The organism is Peribacillus sp. NPDC058075 (assembly GCF_042885195.1).
Lineage (GTDB): Bacteria > Bacillota > Bacilli > Bacillales > DSM-1321 > Peribacillus.
This window is the reverse complement of sequence record NZ_JBHVSL010000001.1, coordinates 170,282-186,817: the sequence shown is the minus strand read 5'-3', so window position 1 is coordinate 186,817 and position 16,536 is coordinate 170,282. Positions and strand designations below refer to the sequence as shown.

Sequence of the window (16,536 nt, the reverse complement as noted above, 5' to 3'; positions counted from 1 at the left end):
AGCCCCAATTCCTCTAAGGAATTGAGGCTTTCACTATTAATCATCTTTCTTCCGCTTCCAATTAGATAATACGAGTTGTAACGATGCCTTCGATTTGTTTGATTTTTTCTTCCAATCCAGGAATGATATCACCGTTTACTTCACCTTCAATGTCGATGATCGTATAGGCATATCCCCCACGGCTTCTGTTAACCATGTCAGCGATGTTCAGATTAAAGCTTGATACAGCCAACGTGATTTGCCCAACCATGTTCGGAACGTTTTCGTGGAAAGTTGCCACACGACGGTTTCCTGTATAAGGAAGGGAAGTGTTCGGGAAATTCACAGAGTTCTTGATGTTCCCTGTTTCTAAAAAGCTCTTCAACTGACGAGCTGCCATGATCGCACAGTTTTCCTCTGACTCTAGAGTAGAGGCACCTAGATGCGGAATTGGAACGACATTTTTCATTTTCAACACGTTTTCATTCGGGAAGTCTGTAATGAACTTGCCTACTTTTCCGCTTTCAAGGGCAGCTTGCATATCATTTTCATTCACTAGCTCACCGCGAGAGAAATTCAAGATATGTACGCCTGGCTTCATGATGCTGAATGTATCTTGGTTGAACATTCCTTTTGTGTCGTCAGTTAATGGAACGTGTACTGTAATATAATCAGATTCTGCAAACAATTCTTCAATCGTCATGGCGCGCTGTACATTGCGTGACAAATTCCAAGCTGTATCAACAGAGATGAACGGGTCAAACCCAATGACATCCATGTCCAAATCAAGCGCATCATTCGCTACAAGTGCACCGATCGCTCCTAAACCGATTACGCCAAGAGTTTTTCCCTTGATTTCTTTACCAACGAATTGTTTCTTTCCAGCTTCAACAAGCTTTGGAATTTGTTCTCCTTCGCCTTCCAGTGTCTTTGTCCAAGCCACACCTGCAAAAAGGTTACGAGATGAAGCCATTAATGTCGTTAGCACCATTTCTTTTACAGCGTTTGCGTTAGCACCAGGAGTATTGAAAACGACAATTCCTTGCTCGGTACATTTTTCGACCGGAATGTTATTGACTCCAGCCCCTGCCCTTGCGATTGCTTTTAACTGATCGCCGAATTCCATAGTATGCATGTTAAAGCTGCGAAGAACGATTGCATCAGGGTTTTCACTGTCATTATCAACCGTAAAATCCCCTTTATTGAATACATTCAGTCCGCTTTCGGCAATATTATTTAGCGCCTTGATCGTTTTCACTTTTTCTAAAAGAATTGTGCTCATTTTGTTTGCTCCTCTTTTGAATATGATAGTTTTGAAATTTTAAATACTGACTTTAAACCTTCAATATCTGTTAATATACAGAAAGAGGCAAGGGATAAAATCCCTTACCTCTGCCCAGGCGAACGGCTACGACACTATGTGTTCCCTCACGGTTATCCGTGTTTCGCCAGTTGCACATAGTCTTTTTCATTTATTTTATTCTATCAAACTATTCTGCAATCTTCAATATCAAATTATATGTTTATCCCTTTTTTTGCAGAAGCCACAACTCACCAGAAATATCGACGAAATCTATAGTTTTATCTCCGAAAATAGGAATATTTCGATGAAAACCTATATTATCTATGACGGCCCAATCTTTTTATTACAACTGTAAATAGGAATATGAGTAAAAACAGCATGAAAATGATCATGAACGGAACGGTCGTTGTAAAAAGAGTGACCCACCCGCTTGTTGCTTCGGCTTCAGGCGTAACCTCAATTTTTTCTATACCATGTCCCTCTGCAGCATTATTCATTCTTTCTTGCCAAATTTCACTATTTGGTACAGACGCGATAAAGTATTGATCCTTTTCATACCCTGCCAGCTGACCGCTTAATTCAATCACACTTTATTGCGGCTCCACCTTTAAGAATGTCACTTTTCCATCCTCTAAAGTTGTAAAAAATTCATCTTCAGTTAATTCAGTCGGTTCTTTGTCATTATTAAAAACCAGCACAATCCCCAAGGTAACCATGAAGATTAATAAACAAAATATTTTACTACGGAAAATCCGCTCCATCTCATACCTTCTTCCACATTAAACAACCATAGGAAATAGTAACATACAAAGTTAATTATTGGAATATATCGGGCCGATTAGTTGCAAAATGGATAATATTAGTAAAAGATAAGAAATATAGCAAACTTAAAAAGGAGGAACCACTATGCTATTAAGACAGGCAACGGTTGCAGATGCGGAAGGGATAGCGAAAGTCCATGTGGATTGCTGGCGAACCACTTATAAAGATATAGTGCCGAGTGATTTTTTAGATAAACTTTCTTATGAGAAAAGGAAAGACATATGGATAAAGAATATAACTAGTAATGGAAATTATGTTTATGTCGCAGAGAATAATGAAGGAAAAATAGTAGGATTTATATGTGGAGGGAAAAGGGAGACGAATCAAGTTGAGGATTCGGGCGATTTAACTGCGATATATATCCTCCAAAATTCACAAAGATTGGGGATAGGTAAGAAACTCATCAAAGAATTATTTTTTAAATTCGAAGAACGGGGATTCAAGACCATTTTCGTTGAGGTGCTAGAAGATAATAAATCTCGATACTTCTATGAGGCATTGGGTGCTGAATGGTTTAAAACCGAAAAAATCAAAATAGCTGGTGCTGAATTGAATCTATTGGTTTATGAGTGGAAAGACATTAGCCCCGTATTGTTATGAATGAAATTCAGCTAAGATTGCTTAAAAAGGCACAGTCCTTCGTGAAGGATTGTGCCTTGCTTTTTATTCTTGATTAAATCCGCTTTCGTCCATGTAAAATACTTCCCAAGAATGCCCGTCGATATCCAGAAAACTCCAACCGTACATGAAACCATGATCAATGGCTTCATTGAAAGGCTTTCCGCCAACATCCAGTGCCCTATTCACGATCTCATCGACTTTTTCCTTGCTTTTAACGGACAGGGCGACGATGGTTTCCGTACTCGCTGCAGAATCAGGGATTTCCTTCTTGGTAAACGTTTTAAAGTAGTCCTCCACCAACAACATGACATATATGGACTCGCTGATAACCATGCATGTCGCATTTTCATTGGTCATTTGCTCGTTAAACTCAAAACCGACCTTTGTGAAAAATTCTACTGAGGCATCCAAATCTTTAACAGGCAAGTTTACAAAAATCTTTTCTGCTTGAACTCCCATCCAATTCACCCTCGCTTGATTTTATTTGTTCACTCACCTACTATTCGCTGCAATTTTCGATTTTCCTGCTTCATTGTATTCACATTGAACACATACAACCTTAGTCACGGGGAACATTCATCATTCACATACTTAAAGTATTTCAAATATTAAACAGGCTGATTCAATTTTAAAACAACCTGGGAGTTTACGTTAAGAAATTTCAAGAAGTATATGTCCAATCAAAAATTGAAATTCGTATACCAAATGGTTTTAAAAATAAAACACACTGTGTCTTTATTGAAATAAAAACTATATCATTCCATGCTTTACTAAAATTAATTACTTTTAAGGAGGTATGTATATGAAAATTAGTATTAAAACATGAAGTATCCGGAAAATTTTCTTTACTGGTTTTGGTTTTGATTAACCGAGTACTTAAGATCTAGAAATGCTTTATATTATAGCGGTCCAAGCGAAAATATTAACCAGTTAATTAATGATCTTAAAACATTTAATAGTGATGTAGGACATGTGCCATTGGAATAGCTCACTATGGAAGCTGACGTCTTGCAGCTATAGTAAAACAGTCCATGCCGGCATTCGCCAGCAAGGACTGTTTTTCATGTACTAGAAGGCACGAAGTCTAAATGGTACCTTTTCTTTTATTTCAAATAAACACTCATAATTTGTGTTTCGTTAATTTTTGCTTGGGTACTATTTGTTTTTTCCAGTTTTTCAACCAGCTCGCCATTCGTAATAACAATCGGAGTTACGATGCTTGGAGCATTGGCTTTCAAAAATTCGATATCAAATGTAACAAGCTTGTCTCCTGCTTTTACATTTTGCCCTTCTGCGACATGGACTTCAAATCCTTCGCCTTTAAGATTAACTGTTTCCAATCCAATATGAATCAACAATTCTATGCCATTCTTCGTACGGAGGCCTAGAGCATGTTTAGTATGAAAAACCTGGATCACTTCTGCATCGATTGGAGATACGACCAACCCTTCCTCAGGAAGAATCGCTATTCCGTCCCCCATCATTTTACCGGAAAACACCGGATCTGGAACATCTTCAATATTCATGACTTGTCCATTTATAGGAGCAAGCAGTTGTTCCACACTTTCTTTTTTACTGAATAATTTTTTGAACATATTATTTCCACCTTTCTCTTTCGATCTTGAATCCTTGCAGCTCATACTCTCATATATTAAGCATTTTGTGAATTCTGATAATAATCGATGTTATTTTTTCTTTTGAGACTTGCCTTCTGCTTTTTTCTTTTTGTTCGCTTCCACTCTAAATATAACCATCTCGGTTATTAATTCATAAGGAATTGGCTTGTTTAGTGGAAACTGAACGGCCCCTTTTGAACATTTATATTCAGATAAAGCAGATTCAAAAGCAGAGATCGCGCTTGGAGTCGGATAGAATCCTATATGTTTTTTATAGGCAGCGAAATGTACCAAATTGCCATATAAAACAAAGGTAGGCATTTGATAGCTTATCTTCTCTTCTGCATCCGGTGCTGCATCCTTTATGACATTTCTTACCGTTTTTAATATCTCCTGAACTTCTTCGGGAAATTGTATAATGTATTCATCAATTGAATGAAATGTATTGGTTCCTTCCATGGTTTCTCCTTTCATAAATCCAAACTACCATACTCTTATTATAACATTCCCCATCTACTAACCCCTGGATTGAACTCCTTTTGTATTTCGCTAGCCTATCCCTTTAAAAACGCTTCCATTCTATTCATTACACCTTCCAGCATGGTAATCGACCTTGAAGTGTTCAATGGTTCAATATCCAAGGAATGATTGGCATACGGGATTTTATCGATGCTTATTGTCGTTTTATTTTCAATCGCTTGAATTTTATCTGGAATATAATGATGATCTTTTTCTCCGATGACTATATGTGCTGAATGTTTGCTGCTCAATAATCCATCAAAAATCGAATCGAACTTCAATAGGGGCGTAAGCAAAATCATTTTGGCTTTCATAAACCGCTCACTTTTCATAATTCCGTTGATGATGGGGATGGTGCCAAGTGATTTACCTAAAAACACGGTTCCTTGATATTCATGATTTTGAAGCACCTCCGTTATGACGGGATTGATATCATTAACGATCACTTTTGTGATATCTACCAATGGATGCTTGAAAATATCCTGATCGTAAGCGTAATGAATATGCACGACATCATACTGGTTTTGAAGCATCACCATCGTCGAATAATAGAATAACGGCTTCTCATACGTGTACCCCGCACCTGAAAACATAAAACAAACGGCCGGACTTCCGTTTTCAATATGTGTATATGTAATTACTTTTTCATTACTATTTATTTTTCTTTGATTAATCTCCATGATAGATTCCTCCCATTCTATCGCTTGTTCTATATATTCATTAGCTACCCGCTCCATTCCTCCTTGATTGATACGATCTAGATAGAATCCAAGAATAAGGTTTCATTTTTTATTAGGAGTAGGTATACTTTAGCTGTCAACCTATTTTATGGAAATTATTTGATGATCGATCAATCCATGCCTTAAAGGAGAGTGTGTAATGAAAATTAAAACGTTATGTTTCATTCTTGTCCTGTTAGTCACTGGTTCCTTAGGTACGATTCATGCAAGTGCAAACGATCAAAAGGTGAAAGAATTGGATATCGGGGAGTCTTTCGATGGTGCGGAAGGCACGATGGTTCTCCAAAACTTAAAAAATGATAAAATATTTATCTATAATAAACAGAGAAGTAAAGTGCGCTACACTCCAGAGTCGACATTTAAAGTCGCGAATGCATTAATCGGCTTACAGACAAAAGCGGTAAGCGATGAATATGAAGTGAAGCGCTGGGATGGCGTAATCAGGGAATTTGAGGATTGGAACAGAGACCATACGCTGGCTTCAGGCATGAGGCATTCTGTGATCTGGTATTTTCAAGCAATGGCCCGCGATATCGGTGCGGAAGATATGCAGCAATATGTGAATCTGATAGATTATGGAAATCGTGATATCTCCGGCGGGATCGATCAGTTCTGGCTGGATAGCTCTATTAAAATATCTGCACAGGAACAAGTCCAATTCATCGAAAACCTTGTAGAGGAAAAGCTGCCTATCGATAAACAGCATATGAGAACGGTGAAGAGAATCATGATCAATGAAGAAGCAGACTCATATATCCTCCATGGAAAAACCGGGACACGCCTTTCTGATATGGGATTGGGCTGGTATGTGGGGTACATCGAAACGGACAAAGGCAAATGGGCCTTCGCAACGAACATGGACGGCAGCGGAAGCAAAGCCAAAGCGATTACGCTGAATGCTCTGAAAGAGTTGGATATCATAGAAGAATAAAAGTTCACGCATGCTCTTTCTTCTTGGGCATGCGTTTTGCTTTGTCTAAAAAGATATCTTAAACCTTGGCATTGCCTGCTCTGAAGCCTTTTTTTGGTTTGTCCAATCAAAAAAAGAAAATTCTCATCTAATATAGTATTGATAATATAGAAAGGGGGATTAATAGTGAAATTAACCGAAATCAAGAAATCTTATGATGTAATCATTCCTTGTGGCAGTGCTTGCACTCCCACTCTGAACCTAAGAAGACTTGGGTTAAGAAGATTTTCTTTGCCTCTTGACTGGGTCTATACTGAGTCATTTGCAGAAGTGGCCAGGCTCTATAAAAATCAGTTCAAGGAATATATGGAATTAAAGAATTTGACTTTAGTAGATGGTTCCGGTACTTATTTTGATGATGACGTAGAAATAAATGCCGTAAATACCTATTTGGTCAGAGATAACCATTATAAAGTTACTTCCGTTCACGATTTCCCCATCCTGCCTGATAAAGAATGGTTTGAGTCATATCCTGATTTTAAAGAAAATTTAGATAAAAGAATAGCAAGATTCAATGATACGATTAACAAGAGTGATTCAATCCTATTTGTAAGATGGTCAACAAAATATGACCAAGCCTATTTATTTCAACAAACAATGAAGGACATGTTAAAAGAAAAAGAATTTACTGTATTAATATTAATCCCCTCGGTTGATGCTACAAGCATTTCTGAATTAGAATGGAACCTGGAAAATGTTTGTGCTTTAGAAGTTCCTAACCAAATTTGGGATGAGGCCATTTGGGATCATGTTTATAGCGGCATACAATTGAATAGTCAGGTTTAATGACTGAGCTAATAATGCTAATGTGTTAACTATTTCAATTTGGACATTTTAGTTATTGTCTTAAGTTTTTAATCGGGTCATCAACGCTTTTTCGCTTCTTTTTTAGTTCATTCAAGCAAGAATCGTTTTATTTAGGCCATCATAAATCACATTAATCGCCCTGAATTACCTAAAGAAGTTGAAGAGAAAGGCATCCGCCAAAAGCAGATGCCTTTTCTTCTTGACAGGAATCATATTAACCCTATCTCCCGTTTTCTTTTTTGTTTTTATAACGCAGGCTTTGGGACTTGCTTTGATCATGCGGTACATTCAGCAATTGAAAACTGTTTACACCCTTTACAACGGTTCTCATCCAGTTTGGATAAGGCTTTATTGATGGCATCACCCGTATTGGAAAAGAACTGTTCCTCACCAACCAGTTTAATAAATCCAGTTTTTCTCAGCATTTCTTTAGGTTCCTGTTGAATTCCGGAAATCAGAACTTGTAGGTTTTGAACCTTGAATTGCTTCACGATTTCGGTTAGCAGTGCTTCTCCCGATGTATCGATAAATGGCACATTGCTCATCCTTAATAGGAGGACTTTTGGTCTTGATCGCATTATTTCCTCGATTTCTTCTTGCAGCCTTTCGATTGTGCCAAAGAATAAAGGTCCTTCTATCGTATAAATGTTAATCTGCGGGCAGCATGAACCTTTTTGCACCATTTCTGGTTTAACTAGTTTATCAGCTGGATCTGGTAATACCTTTGATAATTTCAATGTACCGCTCATCAGTTTAACGAACGATAGAATGGCTAATAGTAATCCGATCCCTACCCCTGTTGTCAGGTCAATCAATACGGTTAACACGAAAGTAACGATCAATACGACCGAGTCCATGGTTTTTGATGATATATTTCCTTAATTCTTTAGGATATATCCTATACTCAAGTATGTATCCATTCTACCCCTACTTGGTGACTAGCTGTATTGGTAGGCGCTTTATAATTTTTCTCCTTTTATTGCCTTGATATCCTCTATGAGCATATTAACATGTTCTTTTTTCGTAGCCCAACTGGTACAAAATCTCACAGCACTGTGTGTAGCATCGACTTTTTCCCAGAAGGAGAATGAATACTTTTTGCCCAATTCCAAAATTACATCTTCCGGCAAGATGGGAAATTGCTGATTTGATGTGGAATCATATCGTAATGAAATTCCATTTTCAACAAATGCTTCTCGAATCATCATTGACATTTCCACGGCATGATTAGAAATTTCATAGTATAAGCCATCTTCAAATAAGGTTTCAAACTGGATCCCCAATAGTCTCCCTTTAGCCAGCATTCCTCCCTTTTGCTTGATGAAATAGCGGAAATCCTTTTTCAGGGCATCATTCATGATGACTACCGCTTCACCAAACATTGCACCAACTTTCGTTCCCCCTATATAGAACACATCACATAGCCTTGCAACATCTGCCAAGGTTAAATCGCTGTCTTTCGCAGCCAATCCATACCCTAATCTAGCGCCATCCAATACCAATGGCAAACCACATTCCCGGCAAACCTCACTTAATGCTTCCAATTCAGCTTTACTATAAGTCGTTCCATTTTCTGTAGGGTTAGAAATGTAAACCAAGCCTGGCTGTACCATATGCTCATGAGTAACATCATTCCAGTGAGCATCATATAATTCTTTTACCTGTCCAGCTTGAATTTTTCCATCATCACTCGGCAATGTAAGCACTTTATGACCAGTAGCTTCTATCGCCCCTGTTTCATGTACTGCGATATGACCCGTAATTGCAGAAACAGCACCTTGATGCGGCCGCAAAATTGAAGCGATGATCGTTGTATTCGTTTGTGTTCCTCCTACTAAAAAGTGTATATCTGCATTTGCCGCATCACACTCTTTTCGAATGTAGGCACTCGCTTTTTCACAGTGTTCATCCACTCCATATCCAGGTGTTTGCTCTTCATTGGTTTCAATTAATCGTTTCAGAATTCTCTTATGAGCACCTTCTGTATAATCATTTTCAAAACGTATCATCCTATAATCTCCCCAAACTATCCAATTTCTTCTGAATAAACATCATAGAAGCATGGATTTCTTTTATTTCGTCTTGTGATAATTCTTGGAATAACCTCACTAATTGTTCATCAGATCTTTCATTAAGCTGGTCAAAAAGAGTCAACCCTTCAGGAGTCAGCCGAATCAGACTAGTTCTGTTATCCAAGGTCGAGTTTTCCTTCATAACCAGTCCATCTTTCCTTAACTTATTAATTATTCTGCTCATATAGCTGCGATCAATTTCCAGTTTACCAACTAAATTGCTTGCTATACACTGCTCCATCAAACCGATTTCTAAAATTACCCGTGCCTCAGTGAAAGAATATCCGGTATCCAAAATATGCTTATCCAACACACCAAGTATATTCGTATAAAATCTATTGAATTGCCGGATATCTGCAATGGTATCTTTATTCATATTCATTATAGACTTCCTTTTTAGTGGACTTTATCCACTAATACTTTATTGTGATTAGTGGACTTTGTCAACATTTTAAAATAAATCTTTGAAGGAACAATAGATACCACTAGTTTAACCATAATCAAAAAATTCACTTTTAGCTTGAACCTGAATTCTTAGAAGGACATCCACAAAATTAAAGATTATCGAACACGGGATGAGTTAAGATGCATAAAATAGGATTGTGATATTTAACTATATTTTCGAAAGGATGTAATATTGTGTATCCTTCTTACACTAACCCACACCAGCTCAAACAAGAGACATTGTCACAGGTTGGCCCTTGGGTACAGTATGGTTTAAACGAAGCCCAAAAAACATCTGTCCCTCATGCAATGATGGAAATTGCAGCGATTGCTTATCTGATGGGTAAAGGATATGATCCAAGGTTGGCGCATCAAATAGTCGAATCATGGGAAGTTAATGAAATGTTTTAACTGCTGTAGCTTTGAAATAATGATTAATCAAAATGTCCTCTTTAACCCCGATATTAGCGTAAATAAAAAATCCATTTTGAAAAAAGATTGATCAAAATGGATTTTCTTGTGATTTCGTATTCAGTTTGATTATTTTTAGTGAACCTTAATGAACTTCGCAACCGTTCGTTGCATAAGAAAACGAGCTGATTGTGACTGTCACAGCTCATTAAAGCTATAAAACCTTTTAGTTGAATCAATCAAATATGCTTTTTCTTTTCCTTTTCAGCTTAAGCAAAAAAGAAACCCATTCGGCAGCTCTGGATGTTGAAATCTTTTGTTAAAGTACTAAAAAACATATTTTCAAATGAGGAACTCATTACTTTGCACAAACAATGAAACTATTTAATGAATTCTCCTTACCATTCGAAGTGTTCATCAGTTCATAATAACCAGTTATCAACGTTTGTATCTTGTTAGGGACTTTAATAAATTCCGCACGGATACTATTTGCATGATTTTTTTCCCATTGACCGTCCTGTAGTAATGTTGCATCGACTGTAAGTTGTTTTACCACTTCAAAATTTGCTTGCCGGAGTAGCTGGTGAATTTGAGTTTTATGAAATAAGTTTTGGATATTTCCTTCATTCTTTACGAAGTTTGAATACAATGCCAGAATGGAAGCTGCACAAAAGTGGGAACGTTGAGAGATGCAGGTGAAATCGAGGTCCCATTCAGCAAAACATATATGTTTTGCCAATTTACGAATTTTTTTAAAGTAATTCAATAAATCCTCTTGTTGCTTGAAATACCATGAACAATGGGATAATACCGCCACATCAAATGGTATAGGTGATTCAAAATAATCAAAATCCATTTCAAAATGGAAGTCAATACGTTCTCCTAATGAAGATTTCTTAATGCGTTCTGTTGCTTGAGCCAATGTTAACGGTGCTCCGTAATCGGGACTAGCGATATCTATTGCGACAACACATCCGCTTTCCCCTACTGCGTCAGCTATTGCAACGGTTGTATCCCCTTGACCACAACCTATTTCTAATACACGCATTCCTTTTTGAATCCCAAATGCCGCTACTAATTCCAAACGGTGCTGCAGCTGAACCTGTTGTATCCAATCATCTTCAAATAATTGATATTCCGCTAAAAAAGAGCTTGTTTTTTCGTTCAGTTGAAATGACTTCAATTATAATTCACCCCCGCATTTATTATGTATTGGTTCATCAACAATGAAAAAGTCCGCCTAAGCAACCTCCATTATTGAAATTACACTTCAAATTCCCGAGGCTAATTTTAACATCTTACATGCTTGCGTTTAAAACCAAGCTTTCCTTTACCGACTTCTTTTTGAATACTTTCATAAGCATTTAGAAAACTGCTTTTTTTCTTTTCCCGTTTGATTTCTACTATTCCAATTGCTTTTGCGGTCTCGACTGCCTTTTCATGGAGAGGCACATATGAAATCCCCACGGTGTATAGAAAATTATTCATAGCGGATTTCGTTCTTTCTGGCGAATCGTGAATTGTATTTTTCACAAGGTCAAGCATAGTGGAAATCTTGCTTTCTGAAAATTCAACGTCTAGTCGATTCCCTAAAAGCCAACAGTAGCAACTCCAGCCCGCTGACATTCTCAGCTCTTCACCGCTTGCAATCCATTTATCAGAAACTTCTTGTGCAATATCTGACTCTGATAAAGTTACAGCCACTACATAATCGGACAGCATATAAAAATACGCAGCATCCATCCAACGATCATAATCAGACTCAGTCATGGCTTTTGGGTCTGCAATAATGCCTGCAAAGTACATTGCATCATAGTTGCCTGTCGAATAAAGCTCTTCAGCTAAATGCTGATTTATTTTTATTTTCCTTACAATTGGTTTCATGGCGCCTGTAGCCACGCCAAAAAGCGGATCCTGCGCACCATTGGATATGTACATTTTTTTAGTTCGTTCCTTGCCAAGGGCTTCAAGCTCCTGCATCACCATTTCTAAATTCATCATTTAGCACTTCCTTCATCAAGGAGTTTTCCCCTAATATTTGGCCCATCAAATCTATCACCATTATCCTATAACAAACTACCACTTGTCAGCAAAACTGGCGTTTACGCACATGATGTTATGCAGGGACCCACTTCATGCATGTTGGCACTTTGTTACCGAACCGATGGTAAGAAACAATGCCTTTTGTTACTTGTGCTTATAACGCTTAGAACCATGGGATTCCCTCTTTGTTCTTATTTAACTATACTGCCCCTTTAGCTCCATTAAAAAAAGAGCTGCCGAAGCAACTCCATTATTTGAAGGTTCAAAAAGCACTTTTTCCCGTACTGTTTCGGTCAATTGTCTTAATTTTTTTTATGAAATAATAATGTTTGTAGAGGGCGAGCACTACCAATAAGATTTTCACTAATAGGATGTCCACATAAAATACAGAAATTACGATGAAGAAATCGGCAATTAAATTGATTCTGATTTTCTCTTTTCGAGTCATACCTTTTTTTTGCAGGAATGCTTCAACGTATTTTTCATATAATGAAGTGCTTTTGAACCAGTTTTCAATCGACTTGGAACTTTTAGCAAAGCAAAAAGCAGCAAATAAGTAAAACGGACCGCCCGGCAGAACTGGTAACACAGTCCCTGCAATACCAATCAAAAGAGATATGGATCCAAGAAGAAAAAATAGGATACTTTTTACTTTTTTAATTGTAATCACCTTTTTATTTATATTCTATTCTCTTATAACGTAAAGAGGAAGTCTAATTGATTAGTATCTTCCCTTTTTCTTCTTGAACTTAACCTGACCCCGTTAGTTTCATATGAAACAGGATGCCGCAGCAACCTTCCTTAGTGAAGTGAAGCACCTGTTAGTTGAACGATTATCAACCTATTTATTACGACAATTCTTTCGAACTGGACACAATAAGTTTTCGTGTCATTTTCATATAACAAAAGCCTGTATAGATAACAGATCTGATTTACTGCTCTTGCACCTATTACTTCCATATAACATTTAATGGAGTGTAAAAAAATACCCCTAACAATTACATAGGAATGTACCCTCTTGTTAGATATACCAATATCATAACAGGAATAAAACTAAAGACCATAAATAAATTGCTTAAGGCTATTAATCTATTGTTTGAAAAAGAACCTAACATTACTCCAATTGGGTTAAGAACAAATGTTAGCATCCCATAAGATTCTTCCATTTTAAAGATCAAATAAGGAATCCAAGAAATAATTCCACAGAGTAAAAGCGTAACAGATAGCCAAAAGTATATCTTCGTTTTTGGATTGTCTTGACTCATATCCCAACGCCTTCCACATTAATACCCCAATCTTAACATAGTTTCCAAATAAAGTTACCGGATTTCCCTGCCCCTTTAACTCCATAAGAAAAAGAGCTGCAAAAGCAACTCCCTTATTTTTGCGTGGGTGATCGAATCCTTCTTGTTTTAGAGCGAGTAACATTCTACGAATTTATACGTTACCCCATTTAAATTTACTACACAGTATACGAAATACTTATGTTTATACGTTTTGTCTATGCTTGAATTAAAGTGTGACAATAATCGGACCATTTTTAGTAAGGATAATCGTATGTTCCAATTGAGCTACAAAGCTTTTTTCTGTTGCATAGGTCCAACCATCTTCTTTTTGGAATACTTCTTCTTCAAAGGTTGAGATAAATGGCTCGAATGCGATAACCATCCCTTCCTTTAATAGTTCATTATCCCATGGATCATTATAATTACAAATATGGGCAGGTGCTTCGTGTATACCACGTCCAACGCCATGTCCTGTAAGGTTTTTGATAACAGTGAATCCATGCTGTCCCGCTGTTTCGAATACTGCTTTTCCGATTCTGCTTTTTTTGGATCCGGGTTTTGCTTTCTTAAGACCTGCTTCAAATGCCTTTTTAGCAACGTCGCATAATTTCGTTAATACTTCGTCACCCTCCCCTACTACAAATGAGATTCCTGTGTCTGCGAAATAACCGTTCTTTGAAGCAGATACATCTATATTCACTAGGTCCCCTTCATGAATAACCCGAAGACCCGGAATACCATGTGCCACTTCTTCATTCGTGCTAATGCAAGTATAGCCAGGAAAATCATATTCACCTTTTGGAGCCGAAACTGCACCTGCCTCTTCTAAAAGTTCTCCGGCTACATCATCAAGTTCTTTGGTCGTAATCCCCGGAATTGTTCTTTGTACCAATTCATCTCTAATCGAGGCAACAATTTTGCCAATTTCCTTCAAACCATTAAAATCTTCTTCTGTTTTTGCAATCATTTTTTCCTACCTCATTATCGTTTATAGTCTATAATCCATAAGCTAAATAAGCATTCATTGTACCTTTATTTTCTCGCAAAACAAAAGCAATGTAAATGATTTGGAACAATACCTTTTTTTTACAAAGTTACCAACGTTAAAAATATATAGGATCGAGGGTTCCTTCACTAAACAACATGAACAAAGAACAAACAGCACCCTTTAATAAGAAAAAGCTGTCTTGAGGACAGCTCTGAACAATTACTATTAAACTGCTTTAATCTTGTTCATCAAGTTCAATAAAATAATGATCCTTACGGTATGACACTGCCTCCATGGTTGCGATCAGGTTTTCCTCATGAAAGACGTCTATTCGATAAAATCCTGTCCGATAGTTTCGTTTGACTTCCGTTGCAAGGGCTACTATCTTGTCTCCGGGTTTAGCTGATTCAATAAACTGGATGGTTGTGGAGAGGCCTAATGATGTTTTTCCATAGGCATTACAGGCTACGGAAAAAGCATGATCTGCTACAGCATAAATGACTGCCCCGTGAACAGTTCCATACGCATTTACCATAGTGCTTTGCACTTCTAACGTTGCTTCTGCAAAACCTGCCTCGAATTTCGTTAACTGAATGCCTAACGACAGAGCATACGGATCGTTTTTCACCTGTTCATGAATTTGTTCATAGTGTTTTTCATGAATTTTATCTTCATCAATTTTCTTCTTCACTATTACCTGCCCCTTCCAATACCCTTGATATCAGTGATTTGGATGTGCTGATTATTATCCATTTAAAAAACCAATTGAACCAGCATCATGTAGACAATCGTTCCCCCCGCTATGGAGAGGAGCATCATTTTCTTCCAAACGTGAAGCAGGGCAACTACAGCCACCCCAATAAATTCAGGGATGCCGTGACTTCCAGATTGTAAGCTCACATCCTTTAAACAATAAATGACCAAAAGCCCAATTACTGCAGATGGCAGCATTTTACCGAGATACTGTACATACTTCGGTGTGGGTTTACCTGATGGGAAAACGATGAAGGGAAGAAATCTTGTAAGCATCGTACCTAAAACAACCATCGCAATTGTAATGATTTGCTGCGTTAAAGTCATTGTCATATGGTACTCACCTCAACTTTCTCTAACGGCTTTCTAAGTAAGGTGAGTACCCCCAAAATGGCAAACATAGCAGGGATAATGAAATTGCTTCCGCCAAAAATAATAAGACAGACAGCTGACAGCCCAAGCCCAGCGAGAGCACTATGATGTTTTTTCTCTTTCATCCATTGTTCAATGAAAATCACTACAAAGAGAGCCGTCATAACAAAATCGAGTCCTTCTGTGTTGAATTTGACAAAAGAGCCAAAAATACCGCCAATCGCTGATCCTATCACCCAATAGCAATGGTTGAGAAGTGTCACGAAGAACATGAACCAGCCCTTGTCTACATTCTTCGGAACATCAACGGTACAATTGATGGAAAAAGACTCATCGCAAAGCCCAAAAATCAGATACAGCTTTTTCTTACCGGTCCCCCTATATTTATCAAGCATGGATATGCCATAAAACAAATGCCTTGCATTCACCATTAATGTTAGAAAAAGGGCGTTAATCGGATTGAATGCGACAAGCAATAAATTGGCTGCAATAAACTCCATCGATCCTGCAAATATCGTTAGACTCATCAATATCGGGTAAATCGCACTGAACCCTAATGAATTCATAAAGATTCCATAAGCGATGCCTAAAAATAAAAAGCCTGCCAAAATGGGCACTGTGTACGGAAACGCCGCACGAAATGCAGTTATCATTTGAGTTCGTTTTTTCATATAAATCACATCCTGATGGCTAAATTTATTTAAATTTAACATACAAAATCCGTACAAAAAACTAGTTAATTGTATGGATTACAATTTAAAATAAAATTCCCCCATTATATCCAAAATAG

At 37.5% G+C, this 16,536-nt stretch carries 21 protein-coding genes and 1 riboswitch; of the genes, 4 read left to right on the top strand and 17 right to left on the bottom strand.

From position 1 onward, the window contains the following. Positions 1-61: 61 nt before the first annotated feature. From ACFVS1_RS00990 to ACFVS1_RS00980, 3 genes are all read right to left on the bottom strand, one after another. Entirely contained in the window at positions 62-1,261 is a 1,200-nt protein-coding gene (locus tag ACFVS1_RS00990; protein ID WP_387544725.1) for a phosphoglycerate dehydrogenase, read from the bottom strand. 105 nt (positions 1,262-1,366) lie between these two features. Continuing rightward, positions 1,367-1,445: riboswitch (ZMP/ZTP riboswitch) on the bottom strand. A 154-nt stretch (positions 1,446-1,599) separates the two neighbouring features. Then, positions 1,600-1,869: a hypothetical protein gene (locus ACFVS1_RS00985; protein WP_387544723.1), complete on the bottom strand. Its 270-nt coding sequence runs from the start codon at positions 1,867-1,869 to the stop codon at positions 1,600-1,602. Positions 1,870-1,872: 3 nt separating this feature from the next. Further along, complete coding sequence (locus tag ACFVS1_RS00980; protein WP_387544722.1) at positions 1,873-2,043, bottom strand: hypothetical protein; 171 nt, start codon at positions 2,041-2,043, stop codon at positions 1,873-1,875. Positions 2,044-2,188: 145 nt separating this feature from the next. On the opposite strand from ACFVS1_RS00980, the gene ACFVS1_RS00975 reads away from it, so the two are divergent. Continuing rightward, positions 2,189-2,704: a GNAT family N-acetyltransferase gene (locus ACFVS1_RS00975; protein WP_387544720.1), complete on the top strand. Its 516-nt coding sequence runs from the start codon at positions 2,189-2,191 to the stop codon at positions 2,702-2,704. Positions 2,705-2,767: 63 nt separating this feature from the next. Here ACFVS1_RS00975 and ACFVS1_RS00970 read toward each other — a convergent pair whose 3' ends face one another. The 4 genes from ACFVS1_RS00970 to ACFVS1_RS00955 form a co-directional block, all read right to left on the bottom strand. After that, the gene (locus ACFVS1_RS00970; protein ID WP_387544719.1) at positions 2,768-3,184 is read right to left on the bottom strand and encodes a VOC family protein; all 417 of its coding nucleotides are present in this window, start codon (positions 3,182-3,184) and stop codon (positions 2,768-2,770) included. 644 nt (positions 3,185-3,828) lie between these two features. After that, positions 3,829-4,320, bottom strand: coding sequence for a PTS sugar transporter subunit IIA (locus tag ACFVS1_RS00965; protein WP_352925860.1), 492 nt, complete (start codon positions 4,318-4,320; stop codon positions 3,829-3,831). 90 nt (positions 4,321-4,410) lie between these two features. Further along, positions 4,411-4,800: an iron chaperone gene (locus ACFVS1_RS00960; RefSeq protein ID WP_387544718.1), complete on the bottom strand. Its 390-nt coding sequence runs from the start codon at positions 4,798-4,800 to the stop codon at positions 4,411-4,413. Positions 4,801-4,895: 95 nt separating this feature from the next. Continuing rightward, complete coding sequence (locus ACFVS1_RS00955; RefSeq protein WP_387549150.1) at positions 4,896-5,540, bottom strand: alpha/beta hydrolase; 645 nt, start codon at positions 5,538-5,540, stop codon at positions 4,896-4,898. A gap of 199 nt (positions 5,541-5,739) precedes the next feature. On the opposite strand from ACFVS1_RS00955, the gene blaOXA reads away from it, so the two are divergent. Next, on the top strand, positions 5,740-6,531 hold the full coding sequence (blaOXA, locus tag ACFVS1_RS00950) for a class D beta-lactamase (RefSeq protein ID WP_387544717.1): 792 nt from the start codon (positions 5,740-5,742) through the stop codon (positions 6,529-6,531). 165 nt (positions 6,532-6,696) lie between these two features. After that, entirely contained in the window at positions 6,697-7,356 is a 660-nt protein-coding gene (locus tag ACFVS1_RS00945) for a DUF1796 family putative cysteine peptidase (RefSeq protein ID WP_387544716.1), read from the top strand. Between the two features lie 296 nt (positions 7,357-7,652). Here the strand turns inward: ACFVS1_RS00945 and ACFVS1_RS00940 are convergent, their stop codons facing one another. The 3 genes from ACFVS1_RS00940 to ACFVS1_RS00930 form a co-directional block, all read right to left on the bottom strand. Continuing rightward, a complete protein-coding gene (locus ACFVS1_RS00940) occupies positions 7,653-8,234 on the bottom strand; it encodes an STAS domain-containing protein (RefSeq protein WP_387544715.1) in 582 nt (193 codons plus the stop codon). A gap of 102 nt (positions 8,235-8,336) precedes the next feature. Beyond that, complete coding sequence (locus tag ACFVS1_RS00935) at positions 8,337-9,386, bottom strand: threonine aldolase family protein (RefSeq protein WP_387544714.1); 1,050 nt, start codon at positions 9,384-9,386, stop codon at positions 8,337-8,339. Between the two features lies 1 nt (position 9,387). Then, positions 9,388-9,825, bottom strand: coding sequence for a MarR family winged helix-turn-helix transcriptional regulator (locus ACFVS1_RS00930; protein ID WP_387549148.1), 438 nt, complete (start codon positions 9,823-9,825; stop codon positions 9,388-9,390). A 263-nt stretch (positions 9,826-10,088) separates the two neighbouring features. Between ACFVS1_RS00930 and ACFVS1_RS00925 the strand changes: the two genes are divergently transcribed. Then, positions 10,089-10,304: a hypothetical protein gene (locus ACFVS1_RS00925; protein WP_101223304.1), complete on the top strand. Its 216-nt coding sequence runs from the start codon at positions 10,089-10,091 to the stop codon at positions 10,302-10,304. Between the two features lie 358 nt (positions 10,305-10,662). On the opposite strand, the gene ACFVS1_RS00920 is transcribed toward ACFVS1_RS00925, so the two are convergent. The 7 genes from ACFVS1_RS00920 to azlC all read right to left on the bottom strand — a co-directional run bounded on the left by ACFVS1_RS00920 (position 10,663) and on the right by azlC (position 16,459). Further along, the gene (locus ACFVS1_RS00920) at positions 10,663-11,487 is read right to left on the bottom strand and encodes an SAM-dependent methyltransferase (RefSeq protein ID WP_387544713.1); all 825 of its coding nucleotides are present in this window, start codon (positions 11,485-11,487) and stop codon (positions 10,663-10,665) included. Positions 11,488-11,594: 107 nt separating this feature from the next. Further along, positions 11,595-12,302, bottom strand: a complete 708-nt coding sequence (locus ACFVS1_RS00915) for a DNA alkylation repair protein (protein ID WP_387549146.1) — start codon at positions 12,300-12,302, stop codon at positions 11,595-11,597. Between the two features lie 307 nt (positions 12,303-12,609). Then, positions 12,610-13,017 carry a YbaN family protein gene (locus ACFVS1_RS00910; RefSeq protein WP_387544712.1) on the bottom strand — a complete coding sequence of 136 codons (408 nt, stop codon included), beginning with the start codon at positions 13,015-13,017 and terminating at the stop codon, positions 12,610-12,612. 842 nt (positions 13,018-13,859) lie between these two features. Continuing rightward, the gene (gene map / locus ACFVS1_RS00905; protein WP_352925843.1) at positions 13,860-14,600 is read right to left on the bottom strand and encodes a type I methionyl aminopeptidase; all 741 of its coding nucleotides are present in this window, start codon (positions 14,598-14,600) and stop codon (positions 13,860-13,862) included. 256 nt (positions 14,601-14,856) lie between these two features. Then, positions 14,857-15,312 carry a PaaI family thioesterase gene (locus ACFVS1_RS00900; RefSeq protein ID WP_387544711.1) on the bottom strand — a complete coding sequence of 152 codons (456 nt, stop codon included), beginning with the start codon at positions 15,310-15,312 and terminating at the stop codon, positions 14,857-14,859. Positions 15,313-15,374: 62 nt separating this feature from the next. Then, complete coding sequence (locus ACFVS1_RS00895) at positions 15,375-15,707, bottom strand: branched-chain amino acid transporter permease (RefSeq protein WP_134784136.1); 333 nt, start codon at positions 15,705-15,707, stop codon at positions 15,375-15,377. Further along, positions 15,704-16,459, bottom strand: a complete 756-nt coding sequence (azlC, locus tag ACFVS1_RS00890; protein WP_352925839.1) for an azaleucine resistance protein AzlC — start codon at positions 16,457-16,459, stop codon at positions 15,704-15,706. The genes ACFVS1_RS00895 and azlC overlap by 4 nt, the downstream gene beginning before the upstream one ends. Between the last annotated feature and the right edge of the window lie 77 nt (positions 16,460-16,536).